We start from the raw sequence: 21,131 nt of genomic DNA on the forward strand, positions 1-21,131 counted from the left end.
CTATTTTTGGGTTGAAGGAGCTCGCTGGCGGCTGTTATTTCCCAACAAGGTTACGAGAATTTCTACTAAATTATACAACTAATTTCTAATTTAGTACTTAAGAGCAATAAGGATCAGTCACGCTTGCTCAGTCCGTTGTCTTGCTGCAACAATAGCCGCAATGCAATTCTCTCACAAACTCACTGAAAAATTAATTGCTATTTATTTAAACTTAAGTGTAAAGCAATTCTCGATGCGCTGCCGCACGTTTCCAAACAGCATAGTGAAACGCCATGAATAGTGGGGGTATCGGGACGAAAGGACTGTTTCCTAGGAGAACTAACGAGAGGAAAAAAGGATACCCCTGGGGAGTATCCTGTTGTCAGTACTGCATTAACTCAGCAATAACAGCTGTTGCATCGTTACAAAGAGATACAAAGTTTCTGGCCAGTTAACGGTCAAATACCGCGCGCCAGGCGCACCGCCCGGCCCAGTTCGACCACCGACATGGCATAGAAATAACTCCGATTGTATTTAGTGATAGCAAAGAAGTTAGCATTTGCCACCCAGTACTCGGTCGGGTCGGCCCCGTTCTGCAGATCGATCAGGCCGTAATTACGCTGATCCGGCAGGGCGGTGCGGGTGACCACGCCGGCCCCTTGCAGCTCGGCCGCGGCGTAGCGCGCCTCCAGGCCGCCCAGCAGCGGCTCCCAGGCCAGGCTGGGGGCGACGTCGGCGGGGAACACGGACGGACCCGTCGCATTGCGGTCCCAGCCATGCGCGATGAGGAAGTTGGCCACGCTGCCGATTGCATCGGCCGGCGAGTTGCGCAGGTCGACGATACCGTCGCCGTCGAAGTCCACGCCATATTTCAGGATATTGCTCGGCATGAACTGCGGCATGCCGACCGCGCCGGCAAACGAACCCAGTAGCGAGAACGGGTCGATGTTTTCCTTGCGCGCCAGGAGCATGGTCTGTTCCAGCTCGCTGCGGAAGAACTGCATGCGGTCATTCCGGTTCGGCGATTCCGGATAGGCAAAGGCGAGGGTGGCCAGCACGTCCATCACGCGGAAGCGCCCGGTGTCGCGGCCATAGATGGTCTCGACGCCGATGATGCCGGCGATGATCTCGGCCGGCACGCCGTAGAGGGCCTCGGCGCGCGCCAGTTCGGCCGCGTTCTCGTTCCAGAAGCGCACGCCGGCATGGATGCGGATCGGTTCGATGAAGCGCTCGCTGTAGGCTTGCCAGTTCTTCGGCTTGCCCGGCGGCGCCGGTTTTACCAGCTGGACCGCGGAATCGATGAAGCGCAGCTTCGCCACCACGGCTTCCACCTCGGCGCGTTCGAAGCCGTTGCGGTTCACCATATCGTCTTCGAAGCCGCGCACCGCCTGCCATTCGCCAAAGTTGACCTGCTCGCCGTCGTAGTCGATGGCCGGGCGCCTGGGCGCAGGTGCGGCCTTGGCGGCCTTGCCCTTTTTGCCAGCTTTGACGGCGGTCTTGCCAGCCTTGCCAGCCTTGGCCGATTTGGCGGCGGCCTTGGCGCTGGTATGGTGGATCGAGGAAGCGGCGATGGCGTGGGACGCCTGCCCGGCGCCGAGGGCGAGGGCAAGCAGCAGCGGAGCAAAGGATTTCATCGAACTCGGGACAGCAACTGTTTCAAGGTAGTCAGCAGGCCGGTGCCCTGGGGCTGGGACTGCGGTGGCGGTGCGTAGCGCCAGGCACTGTAGCGGCGCAGGAATTCGGCCGCGGCGGCCTTCGGTTCGGGGGCCAGGGCGGCGCCGGCGACACGTGCGGCATAGGCCGTCGGTCCTTCGTCCGGTGCACGCGGCAGGCCCAGCTGGCCGAGGCGGTGGCACAAGGCCGAGTATAGCTTATCGACGGGGTCGACTCGCCTTTGCCGAGAGAATTTTCCTGCGATCAGCAACAGCATCCAGGCCAGCGCCAGCAGGGCCAGGCTGCGCCAGCCGAGCAGGTTTTCCTGCAGGGTTTCCATCAAGGCTTGCTGGCGCTGCGCCGTATAGTTCAGCACCCACTGGTTCCAGCCATTGTTGGCGGCGCCGATCGCATAGCGGACTTTTGCCAGGATGGAATCGGGCGCCGGCTGCATCAGCCGGCCCAGGGCCCTGAAGCCGAAAGGTTCGGGCGCCGGCAAGGCCTGGGCCAGGTTGCGTTGCACGCGGTCGGGCGCCACCGCCGCGGTCGGGTCGATCCGGACCCAGCCCAGGCGCGGCAGCCAGACTTCGCTCCAGGCATGGGCGTCCGACTGGCGCACCGTGAAGTAGCCGTCGATGGGGTTCAGCTCGCCGCCCTGGTAGCCGGTCACCACGCGCGCCGGGATGCCGGCCGCGCGCATCAGGAACACGAAGGCGCCGGCGTAGTGCTCGCAGAAGCCGGCGCGGGTCTGATAGAGGAATTCGTCGACCGCGTCGCCGCCCAGCAGCGGCGGCTGCAGCGTGTAGGAATAGCCGCCCGTGGCGAACTGGCGCAGCACCGCCTGCACCCGCCGCATCGGCACCGGGTAGTCCTGGCGCAGGCGTTCGCCGGCCGCCAGCGCCTGCGGATTGCGGCCATAGGGCAGCAGCAGCCATTGGTAGGCGTTCTCCAGGGTGTCGCCGGCCTGTAGGCTGAAGTCCACGTAGGAGCTCAATTCGTAGCGGATGCGTTCGCGCACCGGGCTCGCGGCCTGCAGTTCGAGTTGCGGGCTGACGCTGGCGGCGCCGCTCGCCAGTTGCGGCAGTGCGCGCGGGATCTCGAGCGCGAACAGCCAGCGCGTGTCGGTGGGCTCCAGCGTGACCTCGTAGTGCAGCGGCTGGCCGCGCACCGCAATCGCCACTGCCGGCGGCGCCTTGCGGCCGAACTGGGGGCGCGGCAGCAGGCGGGTCCAGGTGCGCCCGTCGTAGGCGCCCAGCACCGGGCCGCGCCAGTACAGCTGCGGCTGGGCCGGGAGCGGGCCGTCGAACTTCACGCGGAAGGCCGGGTCGTCGGACTGCGCCAGGTTCGAGAACTGGCCCGGCGCCATGGTGTCGGACAGGCCGGCGCGGGCGCTGTGCGCATCGTCGGGCAGGCCCCACAGCGGGCCTTCGACGCGCGGGAACAGGACGAAGCCGAGCGCCGCCAGCGGCGCCGCCAGCGCCAGGATCTTCGCCCCCATCAGCAGGCGGGTGCGCAGGGGCGGCACGGCCCCCGTCAGCTGGAACGACAGCTGGGTGGTCAGCAGGGCCAGGATCGAGACGATCATCAGGAAAGCGGTGCCCATGCTCTGCGAGTAGAAGAAGTTCGTCAGCACCAGGAAGAAACACAGGAACACCACCACGAACAGGTCGCGCCGCGCGTGCATCTCCAGCATCTTGAAGGCCACCAGCAGCACCAGCATCGCGACCCCGGCATCGCGCCCGAGCACCGTGTGGTAGGTGTAAAGCACGCCCCCCATCGCGGCGATCGCCAGCGGCACCAGCAGCAGGTTGGCCGGCATGCGCCTGCCCAGCATCGTCAGGACCGCGCGCCAGACCAGCGTGGCGCCGCACACCAGCGTCACCCAGGGCGGCAGGTGGGCCGTGTGCGGCAGCAGCACCAGCACCGTGCTGGCGAGCAGCAGCAGGGTGTCCTGCTTGTCGCGCGACAGCGGCATCGGGAAGCGCAGGACGCTCATCGCTCCTCGCCCACGATGCCGTACAGGGCCAGCGCTTCCAGGCAGGCCGCCTGGTGGGCCGGTCCGAGCGCCGCGGCGACGCTTTGCCGGCCCAGGTGCAGCGCGTAGGGCAGGGAGCGCAGCTCTGCCTCCAGCACCCAGCGCGTCAGGCGCGAGAGCTTGCGTTCCAGGTCAAGGCGCGGATCGATTGCCTCCAGGTCGAGCACCAGTTCGTCGAGCGAGCCGCCTTCGAACAGTTTGCTCACCAGCTGGCCGCCCAGCGAAGGGTCGAGGCGGGCGATGTGGCGCCAGGCCAGCTGGCGCAGCGGGTCGCCCGGCTGGTAGCTGCGCACGCCGGCGAAGTCGTCGCTGCCGGCGCTGCCGAAGCCGTCCGGGCTCGGGTGGCCGCTGACCGGCAGCGGCGGCGCATCCTGTTCGGGGAAGGGATAGACCAGGGCGCGGCTGTCCGGCTGCCAGTAGCTCCAGGCATTGAACAGGCCAAGCGGAAAGCGGGTCGACAGGCGCACGCGCGGCGCCTTCATCCAGCCGCGCTGCGTGCTGGCGCTGGTGAGGACCACGGTGGTGCCGGAGCCGGCTGCGACGTCGACCGCATGGCGCGGGTCGCTGGCCGTATCGAGGTCGATCCAGACCGCGAAGCGGGCCAGGCGCGTGCGGTTCGACAGCTGCAGCTCGAAGGGCGCTTCCTCGCCCGCGAACACGGCGCCGGCGCGGCCGGGGCGCAGGTGCAGGTGGGCCAGGTTGCGGTAGGTGTAGATCATGTCGACCAGCCCGCAGGCGGCGGCCACGAAAGTCAGGCCGAAGCCCAGGCCCAGGCTGTAGTTGATCGAGCCGACCAGCAGCGCCAGCAGCAGGGCGCCGAAACCGAGGCCGGCGCGGGTCGGCAGGATGTAGACGCGGCGCTGGTTCAGCTCCACTTCGCCGCGGTCGCGCGCGGTGGTGCGCTCGCGCCAGGTGCTGCGCCGTCCGCGCAGCCACGCATAGACACGGGCGCCGAGCGGGAGTCTTGCCACAGCAGCCGTCGTCATTTCAGACCGGCACCGACTTCTGCAGCTGCAGCACCAGGTCGCGGCTGGCGCTGCCCCCGCCGTGAGTCGCCTTCAGCGGCCGCAGGCGGTGCGCGCAGACCGGCACCAGCAGGGTCTGGATGTCTTCCGGGATCACGTGGTCGCGTCCCTCCAGCGCGGCCCAGGCGCGGGCGGCCTGCAGCAGGGCCAGCACGGCGCGCGGCGACAGGCCTTCGGCGAACAGCTTGCCGGAGCGCGATTCCTGGGCCAGGGCCTGCAGATAGTCGATCAGCGCGCTGGAAGCATGGATCGCGCGCAGCGAGCGCTGCGCGTCCATCAGCTCTTCCGGGCGCATCACCGGCTGCAGGGTCTTCAGCATGGCGCGCCGGTCTTCGCCCATCAGCAGGGCGCGCTCGGCGCTGGCGCCGGGGTAGCCCAGCGAGAGGCACATCAGGAAGCGGTCGAGCTGGGATTCCGGCAGCGGGAAAGTGCCGACCTGGTGCGCCGGGTTCTGGGTGGCGATCACGAAGAAGGGTTCGGGCAGCGGCCGCGTGACGCCGTCGGCCGTGACCTGGCGCTCCTCCATCGCTTCCAATAGTCCCGATTGGGTTTTCGGCGTGGCGCGGTTGATCTCGTCGGCCAGCAGCACCTGGCTGAAGATCGGGCCGGGGTGGAACACGAAGCCGCTCTTTTCGCGTTCGTACACCGAGATGCCGGCGACGTCGGCCGGCAGCAGATCGCTGGTGAACTGCACGCGGTTGAACTGCAGGCCCAGGGTCAGGGCGAGGGCATGCGCCAGCGTGGTCTTGCCGACCCCGGGCACGTCGTCGATCAGCAGATGGCCGCCGGCCAGCAGGCAGGTGAGGGCAAGGCGGACCTGCTGGTCCTTGCCCACCACGATCTGGCCGACCTGGCGGGCGGCGGAATGTAATTGTTTGAACATGGATGGCTTTTTCTCGTCGATCCTTCGCGCATGGTAGATTAACGCCATTGGCAATCTACCATGCGCAGCACATGAGCACAGCAATATACAGCCACCCCGACTGTTCCCTGCACGAGATGGGCGACTGGCATCCCGAAACGCCGGCGCGCCTGCAGGCGATCGAGGACCAGCTGATCCTGGCGCGCCTGGATGGCCTGGTCGAGCGCCGCGGCGGCTCCCTGGCCGGGGAAGCGGCAATCCTGCGCAACCACAGCCGCGGCGTGCTCGACCTGGTGCGCGAGAACCTGCCGGCCGCCGGCGAGCATTATCCGCTCGACGGCGACACCCTGCTGTGCAAGCACAGCTACCAGGCCGCACTGCGCGCCGCCGGCCTGGCGCTGGCCGCCACCGACGACGTCATCGCGGGCAGCGTCGACAATGCCTTCTGCGCGATCCGCCCGCCCGGCCACCATGCGCGTCCCGGCGAGCCGATGGGCTTCTGCCTGTTCAACAACGTCGCCATCGCCGCCCGCCACGCGCTGGACGTGCATGGACTCGAGCGGGTCGCCATCGTCGACTTCGACGTCCACCACGGTAACGGCACCGACGAATCCTTCCGCGACGACCCGCGCGTGCTGATGGCCAGCTTCTTCCAGCATCCATTCTATCCATATACCGAACCGACCCCGCTGACGGCGACCAGCGTCAACATTCCGGTCCCGGCCTACAGCGGCGGCGACGTGGTGCGCAAGCTGGTGCAGGAGCACTGGCTGCCGGCCCTGCATGCGCACCGCCCGCAAATGATCTTCATCTCGGCCGGCTTCGACGCCCACAAGGAGGACGACCTGGGCGGCATGGCCCTGGTCGAAGCCGATTACGCCTGGATGACCCATCAGCTGGTGGACGTGGCGCGCCAGCACGCGAAGGGCCGCATCGTCAGCTGCCTGGAAGGCGGCTACAACCTGTCAGCTTTAGGACGCAGCGTGGCGGTCCACGTCAAGGCCTTGGCCGAACTCGACTGAGAACCAACGCAGCGCGGCAGTATCTAACCTCGACAATAATTTGACTGGAGGGGAAGATGAAACTGCTGCGCATGATCCTTGCGTTGTGCCTGCTCGCGGCTGCGGGCATGGCGTCGGCAAGCAACTACACCCTGTGGATCAACGGCCGCACCGGCGGCGGCGCCATCGGCAACTACAACAGCTGGAATTACTGGGGCCTCTCCACGGCCCAGGCCGGCGTCAACAAGAAGTCCGTCAACTGGGATGGCCGCAGCAGCATCGCCAACCAGAGCGCCCTGATCCGCAATGCGCTCGACTGCTTCTGCACCGGTAACAACTGGTGCTACATCGCCACCCACAGCGCCGGCGACCTGATCCTCGGCTACACCCTGGCGAACTACGGCGGTTCGGCGCGGCTGCGCAAGAATGCGGTCGCGAATTCGTCCGGCGTGTGCGGCAACGCCGGCGGCTCCCAGACCGGCTGGAACATCAAGTGGGTGCGCGCCGCGGCAGGCTCGGGCGGCGGCTCGGAGCTGGCGGACATCGGCGCCTGGACCACCTCCGAGCCGCTGGTTCAGGACGTCAAGACCAGCACCGCGCGCGCCATGTACGACCACAACCAGACGCGCGGCATCTGGTTCTACATGTATGCCGGCGCCGCCGGCGGGCTGGGCTCGGCCATCCTCCCGGGCCAGGACGATGGCGTCGAGGCCTACCACAGCGCGGGCGGGGTGTCCGGCAGTTCCGGCCGCTCCCTCTGCAATCCCGACGACTGGTTCTGCAACGACCTGCGGCTCGGCACGGAAACGAACCAGGGCGGCAGCACCAAGTGGGCCTACCACTCGGTCGCCTTCCGCGACGACAACGAAGCCTTCAGCCACTTCACGGAAGGGAACTGGAGCGGCATCGTGGCCGTGGTCCGAAGTGACATGGTGAACTTCGCGCGCTAGGCTTTTCATGCCTGATTCATGCGTGTTCATGCGGTGGAAATGGCCCGTGCGCCATTTCCGCCACACTCATCAATTTGGCTCGTGCGGTAATTGACTAGTACATACGTCCCATCTACATTCGACTCATCCGTAGCACGGTCGTGCGGATTTTCCAACCAACGATAACGATACGAGTGGAGAAAAGATGAGACTACTGCGCATGATGATGGGGCTGTGTCTGCTCGCCGCTGTTTCACTGACCCCGGGGCTGGCATCGGCAACCAACTACACCTTATGGATCAACGGCCGCACAGGAGGCGGCACGATCGGCAATTACAACAGCTTCACCTACTGGGGTCCGTCCTCGACCGCGGCGGGCGTCAACAAGAAGGCCGTCAACTGGGACGGCTACAACAGCATCTCCTCGCAGAGCGGCCACATCCGCGATGCACTCGACTGCTTCTGCACCGGTAACAACTGGTGCTATATCGCGACCCACAGCGCCGGCGACATGATGATGGGCTATGTGCTCGCCAACTACGGCGGTTCGGCGCGCGTGAAGAAGAACGCCAGCCCGAATTCGTCCGGCGTTTGCGGCAATTCCGACGGAAGCTCGCAGACCGGCTGGAACATCAAGTGGGTGCGCGCCGCCTCCGGCGCCGGCGGCGGTTCCGAGCTGGCGGATTACGGTTCCTGGGCCGTGGGCGACCCGCTCACCAAGGACCTGAAAACCGCCACCGCACGCGCCATGTACAACCACAACACCACGCGCAACATCTGGTTCTACATGTACGCCGGCGCCAAGGGCACGGCCTATTCGGGCATCCTGCCGGGCCAGGACGACGAAGCGGTGGCCTACCACAGCTCGGGCGGCGTCGCGGGCAGTTCCGGCGGCTCCTACTGCAACCCCAGCGACTGGTTCTGCAACGACCTGACCCTCGGCACCGCCGCCAACGAAGGCGGCTCGACCAAGTGGAGCTACCACTCGGTGTCCTTCAGGGACGACAACGAGGCCTACAACCACTATGCGAACGGGAACTGGCAGGGCATCGTTTCCGTCGTTCGAAGTGCGATGGTGAGCAGTGCCCTCTAAAAAGCCACCGCAGCAGCCGCGCCGCCCGGCGCAGCCCAGGTCCGCACCCAGGCCCTGGCTGCGCCGGCTGGCGCTTCCCATTCTTGCGCTAGCGGTGCTGGCCGCCCTGGTCTGGAGCCTGGTGCCGCATCCGGACCCGCTCCCAACGGCCACCGCGGCCGCGGCGCCGTCGCCCCAGGGCCAGCCTTTCTTCCACCCGGTGGGGGAGAGCGGGCTGCCGGCCGTCGACGAACGCGGCCAGCGCCGCCAGCAGCTGGTCAGCAATTACCAGTTGGCCGACCACACCTTCTGCAGCTACCGCGAAGGCAGCCAGTACCCGATCGGCTCACGCCCGATGGCCGAGAACGCCGACCAGAATTACCCCAACAACCCGGTCACCGACATGCAGCCGATGCGCCTGCAGGGCGGCGGCGTGGAAGGCAGCGTGCAGCTGCAGACCTCGCAGTCGCGCGTCTACATGGCGTCCAGCGAAGCGGTCGCGTTCTCGCTGCGCGCCGTGAATGCCGCCGGCCAGGTGCAGCCGCTGGTGATCACCCGCGCGGTGTCGCAAGGCATCACCTACAGCGGCACCCGCCAGACCCCGCAGGTGAGCGTTCCCTTCACCGACGATGGCGGCGGCGCCGACCCGGTCCCCAACGACGGCGCCTTCGCCGGCGTGCTGGCGCCCGCACAGACCGGCCTGGCCGGCTTCAACGGCACCATCCGCACCCAGGTCAGCTACAACGTCAACGGCAAGAACGGCATGGTGGTGTTCGACGTGATCTACACGCCCGAGCTGCCGGCGGTCTGGACCGGCCAGGTCCGCGAGGCGGTCGAGAACGGCTCCCTGGTCTTCCTGCTGCCGGCCGAGGTGCGCATGCCCGGGCGCTACATCATCAGCGGCCGGGTCGACGATGCGCGAGGCAGGCCCTTCGCCCTGCTGACCTTCAACGACCTGCTCGGCCCCGGCCCGAATGTCGTCAAGCTGACCATGTTCGGCAAGCTGATGCGCGACCAGGAAGCGGCCCTGCCGCTGACCCTGCGCGACGTCGACGGCTACCTGCTGAAGGAGAACACCGACCCCGACCGCGCCCTGATGCCGCGCCTGGAAGGCAAGGTCTTCACCGGCAAGAACCATCCATTGAAGGGTTTTTCGGATGCCGAATGGCAGAGCGAGGAGCGGACCCGCTACCTGACCGAGTTCGCGAAAGACCGCACGCTGGCAAAGAACGCGCTGCAGGCCTTCGACCCCAGCCAGCCCTTGCCGCCGAGCGAGTGTGTGCCTAAAGGAGGAGCGCGTTAGAATACAGGCAATGACCGCATCCTTATTCTCCTACGACAAGCCGCGTTTGCTCCAGGCGCTGGCGGCAATGAGCCCGCCGGCGCGGCTGGCCTGCGCCACCGCGGCCGCCACGCGGCTGATGCCTGTCTGCGAGCGCTTCGCGGCCGTGCAGGCGACCGGCAAGCAGGACCGGGCGCGCGAGATCGTCGCCGAGCTGTGGCAATGCATCCTCGCGGACGATGCCGGCCAGCAGCCATGGACCGCGGTGCTGGACGAGGTGATGGCCATGATCCCGGGCAAAGAGGTCGAGGGCGGCCTGTTGACGATGATGGCCGAGGATGCGCTGGCCTCGCTGGCCTATGCTGTGCGCTGCCTGCTGGTCGACACGCCCCAGGAAGCCGAATGGGCCGTGGGACGCGAGTACGACGCCACCGACCAGGCCGCCATCAAGCTGATGGGGGTGGTCCCGAACACCCCGAAAAAGGAAGCCCGGCTGCTGGCCCATCCCCTGATCCAGCGCACCCTCGGGCGCCAGCACGAAGACCTCGTTTTGCTGCGGCGCGGCGATTTTGCCGAGCTGCTGCGCCAGGCTGTGGCGAACCCGACCTTTAGCGAACAGGAGCTGACGGGCTATGCCAGCGTAAAATAGCGTCTTGTACGCACAATATTGAGAGTAAGCATGTCGATTCAATGGTTCCCGGGCCACATGGCCGCTGCCCGCAAGCAGGCCGCGGAGCAGATGGAAAATACCGATGTGGTCATCGAGGTCCTGGATGCCCGCCTGCCCGAGGCAAGCAGCAACCCGATGGTCGAGGAACTGCGCAAGTTCCGCAACAAACCCTGCCTGAAGGTCTTGAACAAGACCGACCTCGCCGACCCTGTGGCCACCGCCGCCTGGGCTGCCTGGTACGACGCCCAGACCGGCGTCACGGCCTATCCGATGACGACCAAGAAGCCGTCCGACGTCGCCCGCATCCCCGAGCTGTGCAAGCAGCTGGCGCCGCACCGCGGCGTGCCGACCAAGCCGCTGCGCATCATGATCATGGGCATCCCGAACGTCGGCAAGTCGACCCTGATGAATGCGCTGCTGAAAAAGCGCGTGGCCAAGGTCGGCGACGAGCCGGCCGTCACCAAGGCCCAGCAGAAGATCTACCTGGACAAGTTCACGGTACTGGTCGACACCCCCGGCATGCTGTGGCCGAAGATCGCCATGGAAAGCGACGGCCTGATGCTGGCAGCCAGCCACGCGGTCGGCACCAATGCCGTGATCGAGGAAGAAGTGGCCGAGTTCCTGGGCACCCTGCTGCTGCAGCGTTACCCGCAGCTGCTGGCGGCGCGCTACGGCCTCAAGACCGAGGGCATGGACGGCTTCGGCGTGATCGAAGGCGTGGCCCAGCGCCGCGGCTTCCGCGTGCGCGGCGGCGACTTCGACTACGAAAAAGCCTCCCACGTTTTCCTGCAGGACTACCGCCAGGGCGCGCTGGGCCGCATCAGCCTGGAGACGCCGGTCACCCGCGCCGAGGCGCTCGAGAAGCACCGCATCGAGATGGAAGAGAAGGCGCGGATTGCGGAAGAGAAGGCGGCGAAGAAGGCTGAGGAAGCGGCGCGCGGCAAGCGCGGGACCTAAATCTCCCGGGCAGCCCAGGGACGGGCGCCGAGCGACTGCCTGAGCAGATCGAGAAAGCGCATCGTCCTGGCCGAGCGCTGCCTTTGCGCAGAACCGAGCAGGGCGACGATGTCGGCGCCGGGCAGCGCGTGATCCGGCAATATCCGCACCAGCGTCCCGCTACGCAGTTCCTGTGCCACGTCCCACTCGGAACGCATCATGATGCCGTGTCCTTTCAGGGCCCACTGCTTGACGACCCGCCCATCGTTGCTGGTCAGGCGTGGCCGTATCCTGATCGAGGCATAGGCGTCCGCGCCCGGCGCCTGCAAACGCCACATCGTCACGTCTTCCGCGTTCTCCTGCAGGGAAATGCAGGCATGATGGCGCAGGTCCGCAATGTTCGCCGGCCGGCCACAACGCGCGACATAGTCCGGCGCCGCGCACAGGAAGCGGCGGTTCTTCGCCAGCACCGTTTGCAGCATCGATGAATCGGGCAGGGCGCCGATATGGATCACGATGTCCCAGGCCTCCGGGGTTTGCCGGTTCGGGCTGTCCGACAGCACCAGCTCCACCGACACGTTCCTGTGCTGCGCCTGGAATTGCGCGGCAAGCTCGGCGACATATTCGTTGCCGAAGCCCAGCGGCGCCAGGATGCGCAAACGCCCGACCAGTTCGTTCTTGCGGTCGTGCAGGGATTCCTGCAGCTCGTCCATGTCAGCCAGGATCAGACGCGCCCGTTCGGCCAGCAATTGCCCCTCGTCCGTCAGCGTCGTCGTCCGGCCCTGCCGGTTGAGCAGTTTCAACTTCAGCTTGTCTTCGATCGCCTGCAGGCGCTGGGTGATCGAGGAGGGCGTCACGTTGAGTGTCCGCGCGGTTTGGGCAAGCGAAGGCTGGCCCGCCAGGACGCAGAAAAATCGCAGGTCGTCGCTATTGAGCATTAAGGCTAGGCTTAATTAACAAGTTAGAAACCTTAATCATAATCCTTCTGCGACATTGCTAGAATGCATTCCTTGTTTAAATTTTATTGAACAGCCATGTCCACGTTTACCAAGCTGCATACTGTCGTCGTCACCCTGGGCCTGCTGATCTGCCAGGGCGCAGTGGCGCAAGCGGCGCCGGCCGAGCCGGTCTATTCGCCGGCAGCGCTGCAGCAGGATTTTCGCTTCCTGCGCGAAGAAATCGACAGGGTCCACCCCGACCCCGGTCTGTTCACCAGCCGCGAAACGCTGCGCAAGGCCTACGACAGGCTCGAGGCGCAGCTTCGGCAGCCAATGACACGTGACCAGGCGTGGCGCGCGTTTGCCACGCTCAACCCGCTGTTCGCCGATGCCCATATGTTCGTGCTGCAACCGGACTGGAAAGCGCTTGCCCGGGCACACCTGGCCGCGGGCGGCGTGCTGTTCCCCTTCGAAGTGCAGGTGTCGGAGAGCGGCGAGATCGCCATCCGCGCGGAACTCGACGGCAGTCCCAGCGCGCTGGCCGGCATGCGCATCGAACAGATCAACGGCGTGCCCGCCGCGCGCGTCGCGCACGAGCTGCTTGCGTTGACGGCGGGCGATACGCCGGCGCTGCGGGCGAACGTCCTGTCGCGCCGCACCTGGTTCGAATACTGGCGGACCTATGGCGCGCCGCGCCAGTTCGACCTGGTGGTCGCCAAACCCGGCGGACCCGCCCACATCCGCGTTGCGGGCAGCCACAAGACGCCGGCCGTGCTGGACACGGACGGGCCTGGCGGCTTCAACAAGACCTTCCGCCTCGAACTCCTGCCGGAAAACGCAGCGCTGCTGACGATCAACCATTTCTTCTGGCCGGACAAGCAGGCATTCAAGGACTTTGCCCGCGATGCGTTCACCAGGATACGTGATGCGAAGGTCAGGACCCTGATCATCGACGTCCGCGAAAATCCCGGCGGCGACGACGACATGTGGAAAGACGGTGTCCTGGCTTACATTGCCGACAAGCCCTTCCGCAATGGCTCCAGCTACGTCAAGAAAGTCATCGCAGGGCGTGCGAGCGGCACCGAAAAAGTCGGCGACGTCGCGCATGGCTTCGTCGATAGCTGGGTCGAGCCCAACCCGGGCAATCCGCTGCATTTTTCGGGCAAAACCTATGTGCTGGTCGGCCGCATGACCTACTCGTCGGCCGTTCTGTTCAGTAATGTCGTGCAGGACTTCGGCTTCGCCCGGTTGGCCGGCGCGGGAGGGTATGCGCACACCCGCCAGACCGGCGGCGTCCAGAACATCGAGCTGCCGAACACGCATCTGCTCCTCACCATTCCGCGTTTCGTGCTCGACCGTCCTTCGGGCGAGCGCGAGCCTGCGCTGATCCATCCGGACATCGTTTTGCCGGACAGCCCGTTCGACCGCATGGTGACCGTGAAGGCCCTGCTCGAACATGTGCGCCGGACACAGGAGCCATCCGCATGAGCACGGCCATCACCTCCCTGGCGGCGCTGCGCGCACTCTACCCGGAGCCCGCGGGCCGCGCCGTGCTCAAGCAACTGGACCATCTGGATGCGCACTGCGCCCGCTTCGTCGCGCTGTCGCCTTTCGTGGTGCTGGCCACCAGCGATGCCGAGGGCAGGGCGGATGCTTCGCCGCGCGGCGGATTGCCGGGCTTCGTGAAGCTCGCGGATGCACGCACGCTGCTGCTTCCGGACGCGCCGGGTAACAACCGGCTCGACTCGCTGGAAAACATCATCGGCACCGGGCGAGCCGGCCTGCTCTTCATGATCCCGGGTATCAATGAGACCTTGCGCGTGAACGGCAAGGCGGTGCTGTCGCTCGATCCTGCCGATATCGCGGCGTGCGCGGACGAGCGCCGGGCGCCCGCTCTGGTGATCAGGCTGAGCGTCGAGGAAGCTTTTCTGCACTGCGCGAAAGCCTTCATGCGCTCCGGGCTGTGGAAGCCGCAGAGCCAGGTGGCGCGCGATGCGCTGCCGAGCATGGGCCGCATGATGGCCGACCAGACCAGCATGGCCGGACCGGTCGAGACGCAGGAAGAGACGGAGCGGCGTTACGCGGCTTCCTTGTAGGCGGCATCGCCGAACCTGAAACTCGACACCGTCAGCGCCCCGAAGAAGCTGTCCTCGTGATACACGCAGGCGGCCTGCTCCTGCTCGGCCGCGCCCAGCGCCACCCACAGCGGCACCAGGTGATCCTCGCGCGGATGCGCATGGCGCGCGTAGGGCGCTTCGCTCCAGCCGAGCAGCGCCTGTTCGCGGTCGATCGGAGATAATTCCAGCAGCACGTGCTGCAGCCAGGTGTCGAAGGCGTGCGAGGCGAGGGCGCCGCCGGGGCCGAACTGGCGCAGGTTGTGGAAGGACAGGCCGCTGCCGACGATCAGCACGCCCTCGTCGCGCAGTGGCGCCAGCGCGCGGCCGGCGGCCAGGTGCACGGCCGGATCGTAGCCGCGGCGGATCGACAACTGCACCACCGGCATGTCGGCTTCCGGGTAGACCGGCTGCAGCATCGAAAAGGTGCCGTGGTCGAAGCCGCGTTCCGGGTCGATGCTGGCCGGGTGGCCGGCGGCATTCAATAGCGCCGCGACCCGTGCGGCCAGCTGCGGTTCGCCCGGCGCCGGGTACTGGATCTGGTAGGTGTGCGGCGGGAAGCCGCCATAGTCGTAGATCATGCCGGGCGCCGGGTTGCCCGACACCGTGAATTGATCGGTCTCCCAGTGGCTGCTCACCACCAGGATCGCCTTCGGGCGGCTGCCGACCTGGCGCTTGATGTCGACCAGCGAGGCTTCGAGCTTGTCGTAGGCGTTGCCGTACTGGGCCTTCATCCAGGGCCAGGGGCCGCCGCCGTGGGAGACGAAGTAGGTGGGTAGGCGGGTGGGCATGGCGGCTCCTTGATACAGATGATGAAGAGGCCATGGTAGCGCAGCCGTCGTTCCCGCGCAGGCGGGAACCCAAGTTTGCACGCGTATCGTCAGCTCAAGCAGAACTTGGGTCCCCGCCTGCGCGGGGACGACGGCGAAATATGCGCGAAGACGACGAGCTATCTACTGCGGCCTGGCCCGCACCAGCGCCATCATCGCAAACAGCCGCGCACTGCGCATCCACCCCAGCACCAGCACCGCCAGCTGGGTCAGCAGGAAGGCTGCCGCCGTACCGCCGGCGCCGATTGCAGGAACATGCAGGCGCGCCAGCGCCAGCAGGGCGGCGATGACAAGGCCGGCGCCGGTGACGATCACGTACACGCCCAGCAGCGTGAGCGGACGGCGGATCATCAGGCGTACGCCGCCCCACCAGGCCACGATGGCCGAGCGGCGCCGGCGTTCGTTGGCGAGCAGGGCGCGGCCGGCGTCGATCGTCGCGTGGACCAGCACGAAGGCCAGTGCGGTCACCGCCAGTGCGATATGCGAGGCCCGTTCGGCGTCGCTTTCCAGGATCGCGCTCTCGGCGCTTTTGCCGGCTACCTTGAAGGCGACGCCGGCGACGATGCCGACGACGAGCAGCGGGAACGCGCTCCACACCAGCATGCGGAACATGCGTGCGTATTCCTGGGCGCCGCCGGCCAGCAGGTCGATGAAGCCGGGCCGTTTGGCGGCGCGCGCGGCGTGGATCGTCATCCCGGCCAGCAGCGGCGACAGCAGCAGGGTCAGCGCCAGCGCGACAATGCCGCCGCTGCCGATGGCCGCGCCGAAGCGGTCGCGCGCGCTGCCGATCAGGTCGGCGATGGCGAGCATGTCGAGCTTCTGGGCCAGCTGTGGCGCGTGCACCGAATGGTCGAGGCTTGCGCCCAGCATCTGCCACACCGGCAGGCTGGCGACGAGGGTCGGCAGCAGGAGCAGCACGGTCCACCACAGCATCAGGCGCCACTGCAGCGCGGCGCGCATGGCGCCAAACAGCGGACGCAGGCCATGGCGGCGGCGCACGCCCGCGTTCTGCGGCGCCAGGGAAGGGGAGTCGAGGGTCTGGTCGGTGCTCATCATACGGTCGCGATCAGGGTGAGGAGGTATTCGATGAAGGCGGAAGCATCCATGCCCCAGCGGCGCGAGGCGCTGGCGTCGGCCTTGATGGTGCGGCTGTCATCGAGCTTGTTGACGTCGAGGTAGTGCAGGCGCTGCGGGTCGAGTTCGGCCGAGACGGCCTTGGCCGGTTTGGTCCAGCTGAACTTGTGCCAGCTCTCGCTGGCGTCCCAGCGCACGTTCTCGACGCTGCCGTCGGCGAATTTCACGGTCAGCAGCTGCGGCACCGCGGCGCCGTAGCGGCGCACCAGCACTTCGGTGCGGAAGGGGTAGGGACCGGTGCCTTCCTTGGCTTTCGGGTTCGCCTTCTTCCAGGCTTCGCGCTCCTTCTCGACGCGCTTGTCGATATCGTCCTGCTTGTCCTCGACCCAGTTGCTGCCGGCCTGGCGCGTGCCCGGCAGCGGCAGCTGTTCGCGGCTGGTGAGTTCGGCGACGCGGTCGTCGACCCTGGTCACCGCATAGACCTGCTGGGCGAACACGGCTTCGACGGCGGCGCGCTGGCCGGTGACTTCGGCCAGGGTCTCGCGCAGGTCGGCGGTGCTCGGATGGCGGAACTTCCAGCGGCGGTAGTATTCCTTGAAGGCGCGCTCCATCGGCTCCTTGCCGACACGCGCTTCGAGGTCGCGCATCAGGGTCGCGGTGCGGCTGTAGACCGGGCCGATGTCCTGCAGGCGGTCGTAGGCGTTCTGGCCCGGCGCGTCGGCCGGGTCGTTGCGCGGGGTGCCGGTGCGCTCGGCCGCGAAGGCGTCGAAGCTCGGCGTGATGCCGATCTTGCGCATGAAAGGCGAGGCGGCGTGGATCTTCTGGCCGCGCTCGCGGATCATGCGCAGGTCCCAGTATTCGTTCAGGCCCTCGTCCAGCACCGGCTCTTCGAACTCGTTGTTGGCCAGCAGACCGTAGAAGTAACCGTGGCCGAATTCGTGGATGGTGACGAAGTCCAGCATGTACTGGTTCATGAGGTCCGGCTCGACCCGGGCATAGCCTTCGGCGGTGAAGAATGTCGGGTACTCCATGCCGCCGGCTTCCTCGGCGTTGTGCGGCGGGATCACGACCGTCAGCGTTTTATAGGGATACGGTCCGAGCGTGTTCGAGAAATAGGTCAGCGAATCCTTGGCCGCCTTCATCGCCGGCGCCGCGCTGGCCGCGTACTCGGGCGGGTAGAGCACGGTGACGGTGACGTTCGGGCTGCCCGGGCCGGTCCAGGTCTCGACCATCGGCCTGGCCGAGCGCTTGTCGGCGGTCCAGGCGAAGTCGTGGACGTCGCCCTGCACGTAGCGGTGGGTCAGCATGCCGTTCTTCTCGACCGGGGCGCCCTGCGGCTCGCCGGTGGCGCCGACCGTATACTCCTTCGGCGCGGTCAGGCGCACGTCGAAGCTGCCGAAATCGGCGTAGAACTCGGAGTTCAGGTGCATCTCATGCGCATTCCAGCGCGGTGCGGTGGCGCCCCGTTCACCCGGCAGTTCCAGCACGCCGATCTTCGGGAACCACTGGCCGACCAGGTGGAAGCTGCCGAAGTAGCCGGTGCGCGCCATCACCCGCGGCAGCTGGGTGTGGAAGTCGATGTCCAATAGGGTCGAGGCGCCCGGCGCCACGGCCGTGGGCAGGTCGAAGCGCACCACGGTGTGGTCGGTGGCAGGTCCGTTGTCCGGGTGGACGAAGGTCCAGGGCACGGTGGCATCGCCCTGGGTAACCGTGCGCAGGGCGATGTGGCCCCATTCGCCGGACCGGATGTCGACGCCGGAGCGGAAGGCGCCCTCGCGCAGGCGCTTCTCGGTGAAGAAGGTGCTGCCTTCGCCTTCGAATGCGTTCATGTACAGGTGCACGTAGACGCTCTTCACCGGCACGCTGCTGCGGTTGCGCCAGGTGAGCTTTTCGCGGCCCGTGACCGTGTGCTTGACCGGGTCGAGGGTGGCGTCGATGTCGTAGTGGACGACCCGGTCCGACAGCGTCGGCTCGAGGCCGGTGCGGGCGCCGCCCCAGGCGTTCGGTGCGCTTGGAACCAGGACCGCGGCGGCGTTCGGCGCCGCCAGCGCGATGCCGTCCAGTGAAGGCGCCGGCGCGGCAGCGGGCGCGGGCGCTGGCGCTGGCGCTGGCGCGCCGGCGTCCGGCCCGGCCAGCAGGTCGGCGGTGACCGCCACCCCCGCCGCCAGCAGGACCGCCGCTGCGCCCGTGCGCAGGAATGTGGAACCCAATCTCATCTAAGACCCCCAAAGTCTGAATTGCGTTTTATTAAGTTGCTTTTGTGCTCACACTATATTCGAAAATCACCCCGAATAGACCACCCGCTGCCAGAGATGTTGCTTATTAGGTTTATAATTTCGGGGTTCTGGTGCCCGCACGCGTCTTCCCTCGCGTGCAGTTAAACGGGAAACACGGAGCGCAGGCGCCCCCGGCGCCGCGCCAACGTGTGCTGCCCCCGCAACGGTAAACAAGCGCCATCGTCATGATGGCTGGCTGCTTCTGACACCACTGCGCGATGCGCGTAGGAAGGTGGAGCGGTCTGTCTTGCTAGCCCGGATACCGGCCAGACAGGGGGAAGCGGGTGTACTGCCGCGCTTCCGTATTGAGCCGGCATGCGGGGACGCGCGCCGGCCTAACGAACGACCAAAAATAATCCGATGAATTCCAAAAAGCCGCTCGCGCTGGCCTGTGCCATTGCCATTACCCTTCCTTTTGCCGTCCACGCGGATGAAGCCCCGACCAGCACCGTCGTCATCACCGGTTCGCGCTTCCCCAGCGCCGAATCGCTGGAGCCGATCGGCGCTACCGTCATCACCCGAGACGAGATCCGCCAGGCCGGCGTGAACGACGTCAACGGCGCGATCCGCAAGATCGGCGGCGTGTTCGGGCGCCAGAGCCTGGACTCCTCGCCGGACTTCGCGCTCGACCTGCGCGGCTTCGGCACCAACGGCGCGCAGAACATGGTGATCCTGGTCGACGGCGTGCGCCTGAACGAGAACGAGCTGGCGAACTCGGTGCTGTCGACGATCCCGATCGACACCGTGGAGCGCATCGAAATCGTCCGCGGCGGCAGCAGCGTGCTGTACGGCGAAGGTGCGACCGGCGGCGTGATCCAGATCGTCACGCGCAAGGATGCGCGCCATGCCCGTGCGGGCACGCATGGCTCGGTATTCGCCGAGGCCGGCCAGTTCAAGGAGCGCGATGTGCGCGCTTCGCTGGCGCACGTGGCGGGGAATGTCAGTGCGGACCTCGCCCTGGCGCGCCAGGACAACGACAACTACCGCCGCAACAGCGCGTTCAAGCAGAACAGCGTGTCGGCAGGCGTGCAGGTGGCCTATGCGGGCGGCCGCGCCGGCGTACGCGTGGAAAGCGCGCGCCAGGATACGCGTCTGCCTGGCTCCCTGACCCTGGCCCAGTTCGAAGCCGATCCGCGCCAGAGCCAGACCCCGAACGATTTCGGCAAGCTGGATACGGACCGCGTCAACGCCTTTGCCGAATACCGCGTCGGCGAAGTCGACCTGGCGGCCGAGCTGTCGCACCGCGAGCGCGACGTCGACTCGAACTACTACTTCGGCTCCAGCGCCTCGGTGACGAAGTACAAAGGCCGCCAGAACCAGTTCTCGCCGCGCGCGCGCTGGCTGCATACGCTGGACGGCGGCATGCTGAACGAGCTGGTGACGGGCGTCGACGTGATCGACTGGCAGCGCAAGACGACGTCCGACTATTCGCTGGCCGACGCTAGCCAGAAATCGAAGGCCTTCTATGTGCGCGACGAGCTGCGCTTCGATCCGGCCCACGACGGCCGCATCGCGCTGGGCGCGCGCCGCGAGATCTTCGACAAGGACTACATCGACGCCATGGCCGGCGGTGTCGCGGACAATGGCTCGCAGGGCCAGAACGCCTGGGAGGCGCAGGGCAGCTACCGCGTGCTGCCGCAGGTGGAGCTGACGGCGCGGGCAGGGCAGAGCTACCGCGTGGCGAACGTCGACGAGAACAGCTTCCGTACCAGCCTGAGCCTGCTGAAGGTGCAGACCTCGCACGACCTGGAATTCGGCGCCAGCTGGGGCGATGAGGCGCGGAAGCTGACGGCGCGCGTGTTCCGCCACAAGCTGGACAATGAGATCTTCTACGACCCGACCGCCTTCGCCAACACCAACCTCGATCCGACGCGCCGCCAGGGTGTCGAAATCGACGCTGAAGCCCAGATCGCCGCCAGCTGGCGCGCCACCGCCCACCTGCAGCACGTGAACGCCAAATTCACCGACGGCCCGAACGCCGGCCGCGAAATGGTGCTGGTGCCGAAGAACGTGCTCACTGCCCGCCTGAGCTGGCTGCCGGGCAATGGCCAGAGCGCAGACTTCGGCGCGCAATGGGTCGACCGCCAGCGTTACGGCAGCGACTTCGACAACCGCTGCGCCGCGACGATGCCGTCCTACGTCACTTTCGACGCTCGCTACGCGGTCAAGCTGGGCCCGTGGGAAGTCGCCGTGAACGGCCTCAACCTGGCCGACCGCCGCTACTACAGCTACGCCTACGGCTGCCAGTCGGGCATCTACCCGAGCGACGGCCGCCAGCTGAAACTCTCGGCCCGCTACGACTTCTGATAATTCGGTAATTCGGGGTCAGAGCGATTTTTAGCTTGAATTCGGGGTCAGAGCACTTTTTCGGTCACGCGTAAACCGCGCTCTGGCGGCCCCGCGGCGGCGGACATACGATGCGGAAGTCACGCTGCGTGATGCTTTCATTTCCCGC

General features: G+C 66.6%; 17 protein-coding genes and 1 riboswitch. Of the genes, 9 read left to right on the forward strand and 8 right to left on the reverse strand.

The genetic code is table 11. The features are described 5' to 3' along the window. Positions 1 to 437: 437 nt before the first annotated feature. The 4 genes from mltB to LQV39_RS18395 are packed head-to-tail and all read right to left on the reverse strand — an operon-like array spanning position 438 to position 5,575. Positions 438 to 1,613: a lytic murein transglycosylase B gene (mltB, locus tag LQV39_RS18380; RefSeq protein ID WP_230027586.1), complete on the reverse strand. Its 1,176-nt coding sequence runs from the start codon at positions 1,611 to 1,613 to the stop codon at positions 438 to 440. Further along, the gene (locus LQV39_RS18385) at positions 1,610 to 3,628 is read right to left on the reverse strand and encodes a DUF3488 and transglutaminase-like domain-containing protein (RefSeq protein WP_230027587.1); all 2,019 of its coding nucleotides are present in this window, start codon (positions 3,626 to 3,628) and stop codon (positions 1,610 to 1,612) included. Before LQV39_RS18385 ends, mltB begins: the two co-directional genes overlap by 4 nt. After that, positions 3,625 to 4,638, reverse strand: coding sequence for a DUF58 domain-containing protein (locus LQV39_RS18390; RefSeq protein ID WP_230027588.1), 1,014 nt, complete (start codon positions 4,636 to 4,638; stop codon positions 3,625 to 3,627). Before LQV39_RS18390 ends, LQV39_RS18385 begins: the two co-directional genes overlap by 4 nt. A gap of 16 nt (positions 4,639 to 4,654) precedes the next feature. Further along, entirely contained in the window at positions 4,655 to 5,575 is a 921-nt protein-coding gene (locus LQV39_RS18395; protein ID WP_230027589.1) for a MoxR family ATPase, read from the reverse strand. 71 nt (positions 5,576 to 5,646) lie between these two features. Between LQV39_RS18395 and LQV39_RS18400 the strand changes: the two genes are divergently transcribed. From LQV39_RS18400 to ylqF, 6 genes are all read left to right on the forward strand, one after another. Further along, on the forward strand, positions 5,647 to 6,576 hold the full coding sequence (locus tag LQV39_RS18400) for a histone deacetylase family protein (RefSeq protein ID WP_230027590.1): 930 nt from the start codon (positions 5,647 to 5,649) through the stop codon (positions 6,574 to 6,576). A 56-nt stretch (positions 6,577 to 6,632) separates the two neighbouring features. Next, positions 6,633 to 7,505: a hypothetical protein gene (locus LQV39_RS18405; protein WP_230027591.1), complete on the forward strand. Its 873-nt coding sequence runs from the start codon at positions 6,633 to 6,635 to the stop codon at positions 7,503 to 7,505. Between the two features lie 184 nt (positions 7,506 to 7,689). Further along, positions 7,690 to 8,577, forward strand: a complete 888-nt coding sequence (locus LQV39_RS18410) for a hypothetical protein (protein WP_230027592.1) — start codon at positions 7,690 to 7,692, stop codon at positions 8,575 to 8,577. Then, positions 8,567 to 9,859 (forward strand): hypothetical protein, encoded by a 1,293-nt coding sequence (locus LQV39_RS18415; RefSeq protein ID WP_230027593.1) that lies wholly within the window; start codon positions 8,567 to 8,569, stop codon positions 9,857 to 9,859. The genes LQV39_RS18410 and LQV39_RS18415 overlap by 11 nt, the downstream gene beginning before the upstream one ends. A gap of 10 nt (positions 9,860 to 9,869) precedes the next feature. After that, positions 9,870 to 10,487, forward strand: coding sequence for a DUF416 family protein (locus LQV39_RS18420; RefSeq protein ID WP_230027594.1), 618 nt, complete (start codon positions 9,870 to 9,872; stop codon positions 10,485 to 10,487). Between the two features lie 30 nt (positions 10,488 to 10,517). Beyond that, entirely contained in the window at positions 10,518 to 11,465 is a 948-nt protein-coding gene (ylqF, locus tag LQV39_RS18425) for a ribosome biogenesis GTPase YlqF (RefSeq protein WP_230027595.1), read from the forward strand. On the opposite strand, the gene LQV39_RS18430 is transcribed toward ylqF, so the two are convergent. Next, positions 11,462 to 12,382 (reverse strand): LysR family transcriptional regulator, encoded by a 921-nt coding sequence (locus LQV39_RS18430; protein WP_230027596.1) that lies wholly within the window; start codon positions 12,380 to 12,382, stop codon positions 11,462 to 11,464. The genes ylqF and LQV39_RS18430 overlap by 4 nt on opposite strands. Positions 12,383 to 12,478: 96 nt before the next feature. Here LQV39_RS18430 and LQV39_RS18435 point away from each other — a divergent pair, with 96 nt between their 5' ends. Continuing rightward, complete coding sequence (locus tag LQV39_RS18435; protein ID WP_230027597.1) at positions 12,479 to 13,870, forward strand: S41 family peptidase; 1,392 nt, start codon at positions 12,479 to 12,481, stop codon at positions 13,868 to 13,870. Next, positions 13,867 to 14,478 carry a pyridoxamine 5'-phosphate oxidase family protein gene (locus LQV39_RS18440; protein ID WP_230027598.1) on the forward strand — a complete coding sequence of 204 codons (612 nt, stop codon included), beginning with the start codon at positions 13,867 to 13,869 and terminating at the stop codon, positions 14,476 to 14,478. Before LQV39_RS18435 ends, LQV39_RS18440 begins: the two co-directional genes overlap by 4 nt. On the opposite strand, the gene LQV39_RS18445 is transcribed toward LQV39_RS18440, so the two are convergent. From LQV39_RS18445 to LQV39_RS18455, 3 genes are all read right to left on the reverse strand, one after another. Further along, positions 14,460 to 15,287 carry a class III extradiol ring-cleavage dioxygenase gene (locus tag LQV39_RS18445; protein WP_230027599.1) on the reverse strand — a complete coding sequence of 276 codons (828 nt, stop codon included), beginning with the start codon at positions 15,285 to 15,287 and terminating at the stop codon, positions 14,460 to 14,462. The genes LQV39_RS18440 and LQV39_RS18445 overlap by 19 nt on opposite strands. Before the next feature lie 162 nt (positions 15,288 to 15,449). Next, the gene (locus LQV39_RS18450; RefSeq protein ID WP_230027600.1) at positions 15,450 to 16,382 is read right to left on the reverse strand and encodes a hypothetical protein; all 933 of its coding nucleotides are present in this window, start codon (positions 16,380 to 16,382) and stop codon (positions 15,450 to 15,452) included. Then, entirely contained in the window at positions 16,379 to 18,616 is a 2,238-nt protein-coding gene (locus LQV39_RS18455) for a M1 family metallopeptidase (protein WP_230027601.1), read from the reverse strand. The genes LQV39_RS18450 and LQV39_RS18455 overlap by 4 nt, the downstream gene beginning before the upstream one ends. Positions 18,617 to 18,728: 112 nt before the next feature. Beyond that, positions 18,729 to 18,962: riboswitch (cobalamin riboswitch) on the forward strand. A 74-nt stretch (positions 18,963 to 19,036) separates the two neighbouring features. On the opposite strand from LQV39_RS18455, the gene LQV39_RS18460 reads away from it, so the two are divergent. Continuing rightward, positions 19,037 to 20,983: a TonB-dependent receptor gene (locus LQV39_RS18460; RefSeq protein WP_230027602.1), complete on the forward strand. Its 1,947-nt coding sequence runs from the start codon at positions 19,037 to 19,039 to the stop codon at positions 20,981 to 20,983. Positions 20,984 to 21,131: the final 148 nt, after the last annotated feature.

This window comes from Massilia sp. Bi118, assembly GCF_918697865.1.
Lineage (GTDB): Bacteria > Pseudomonadota > Gammaproteobacteria > Burkholderiales > Burkholderiaceae_D > Telluria.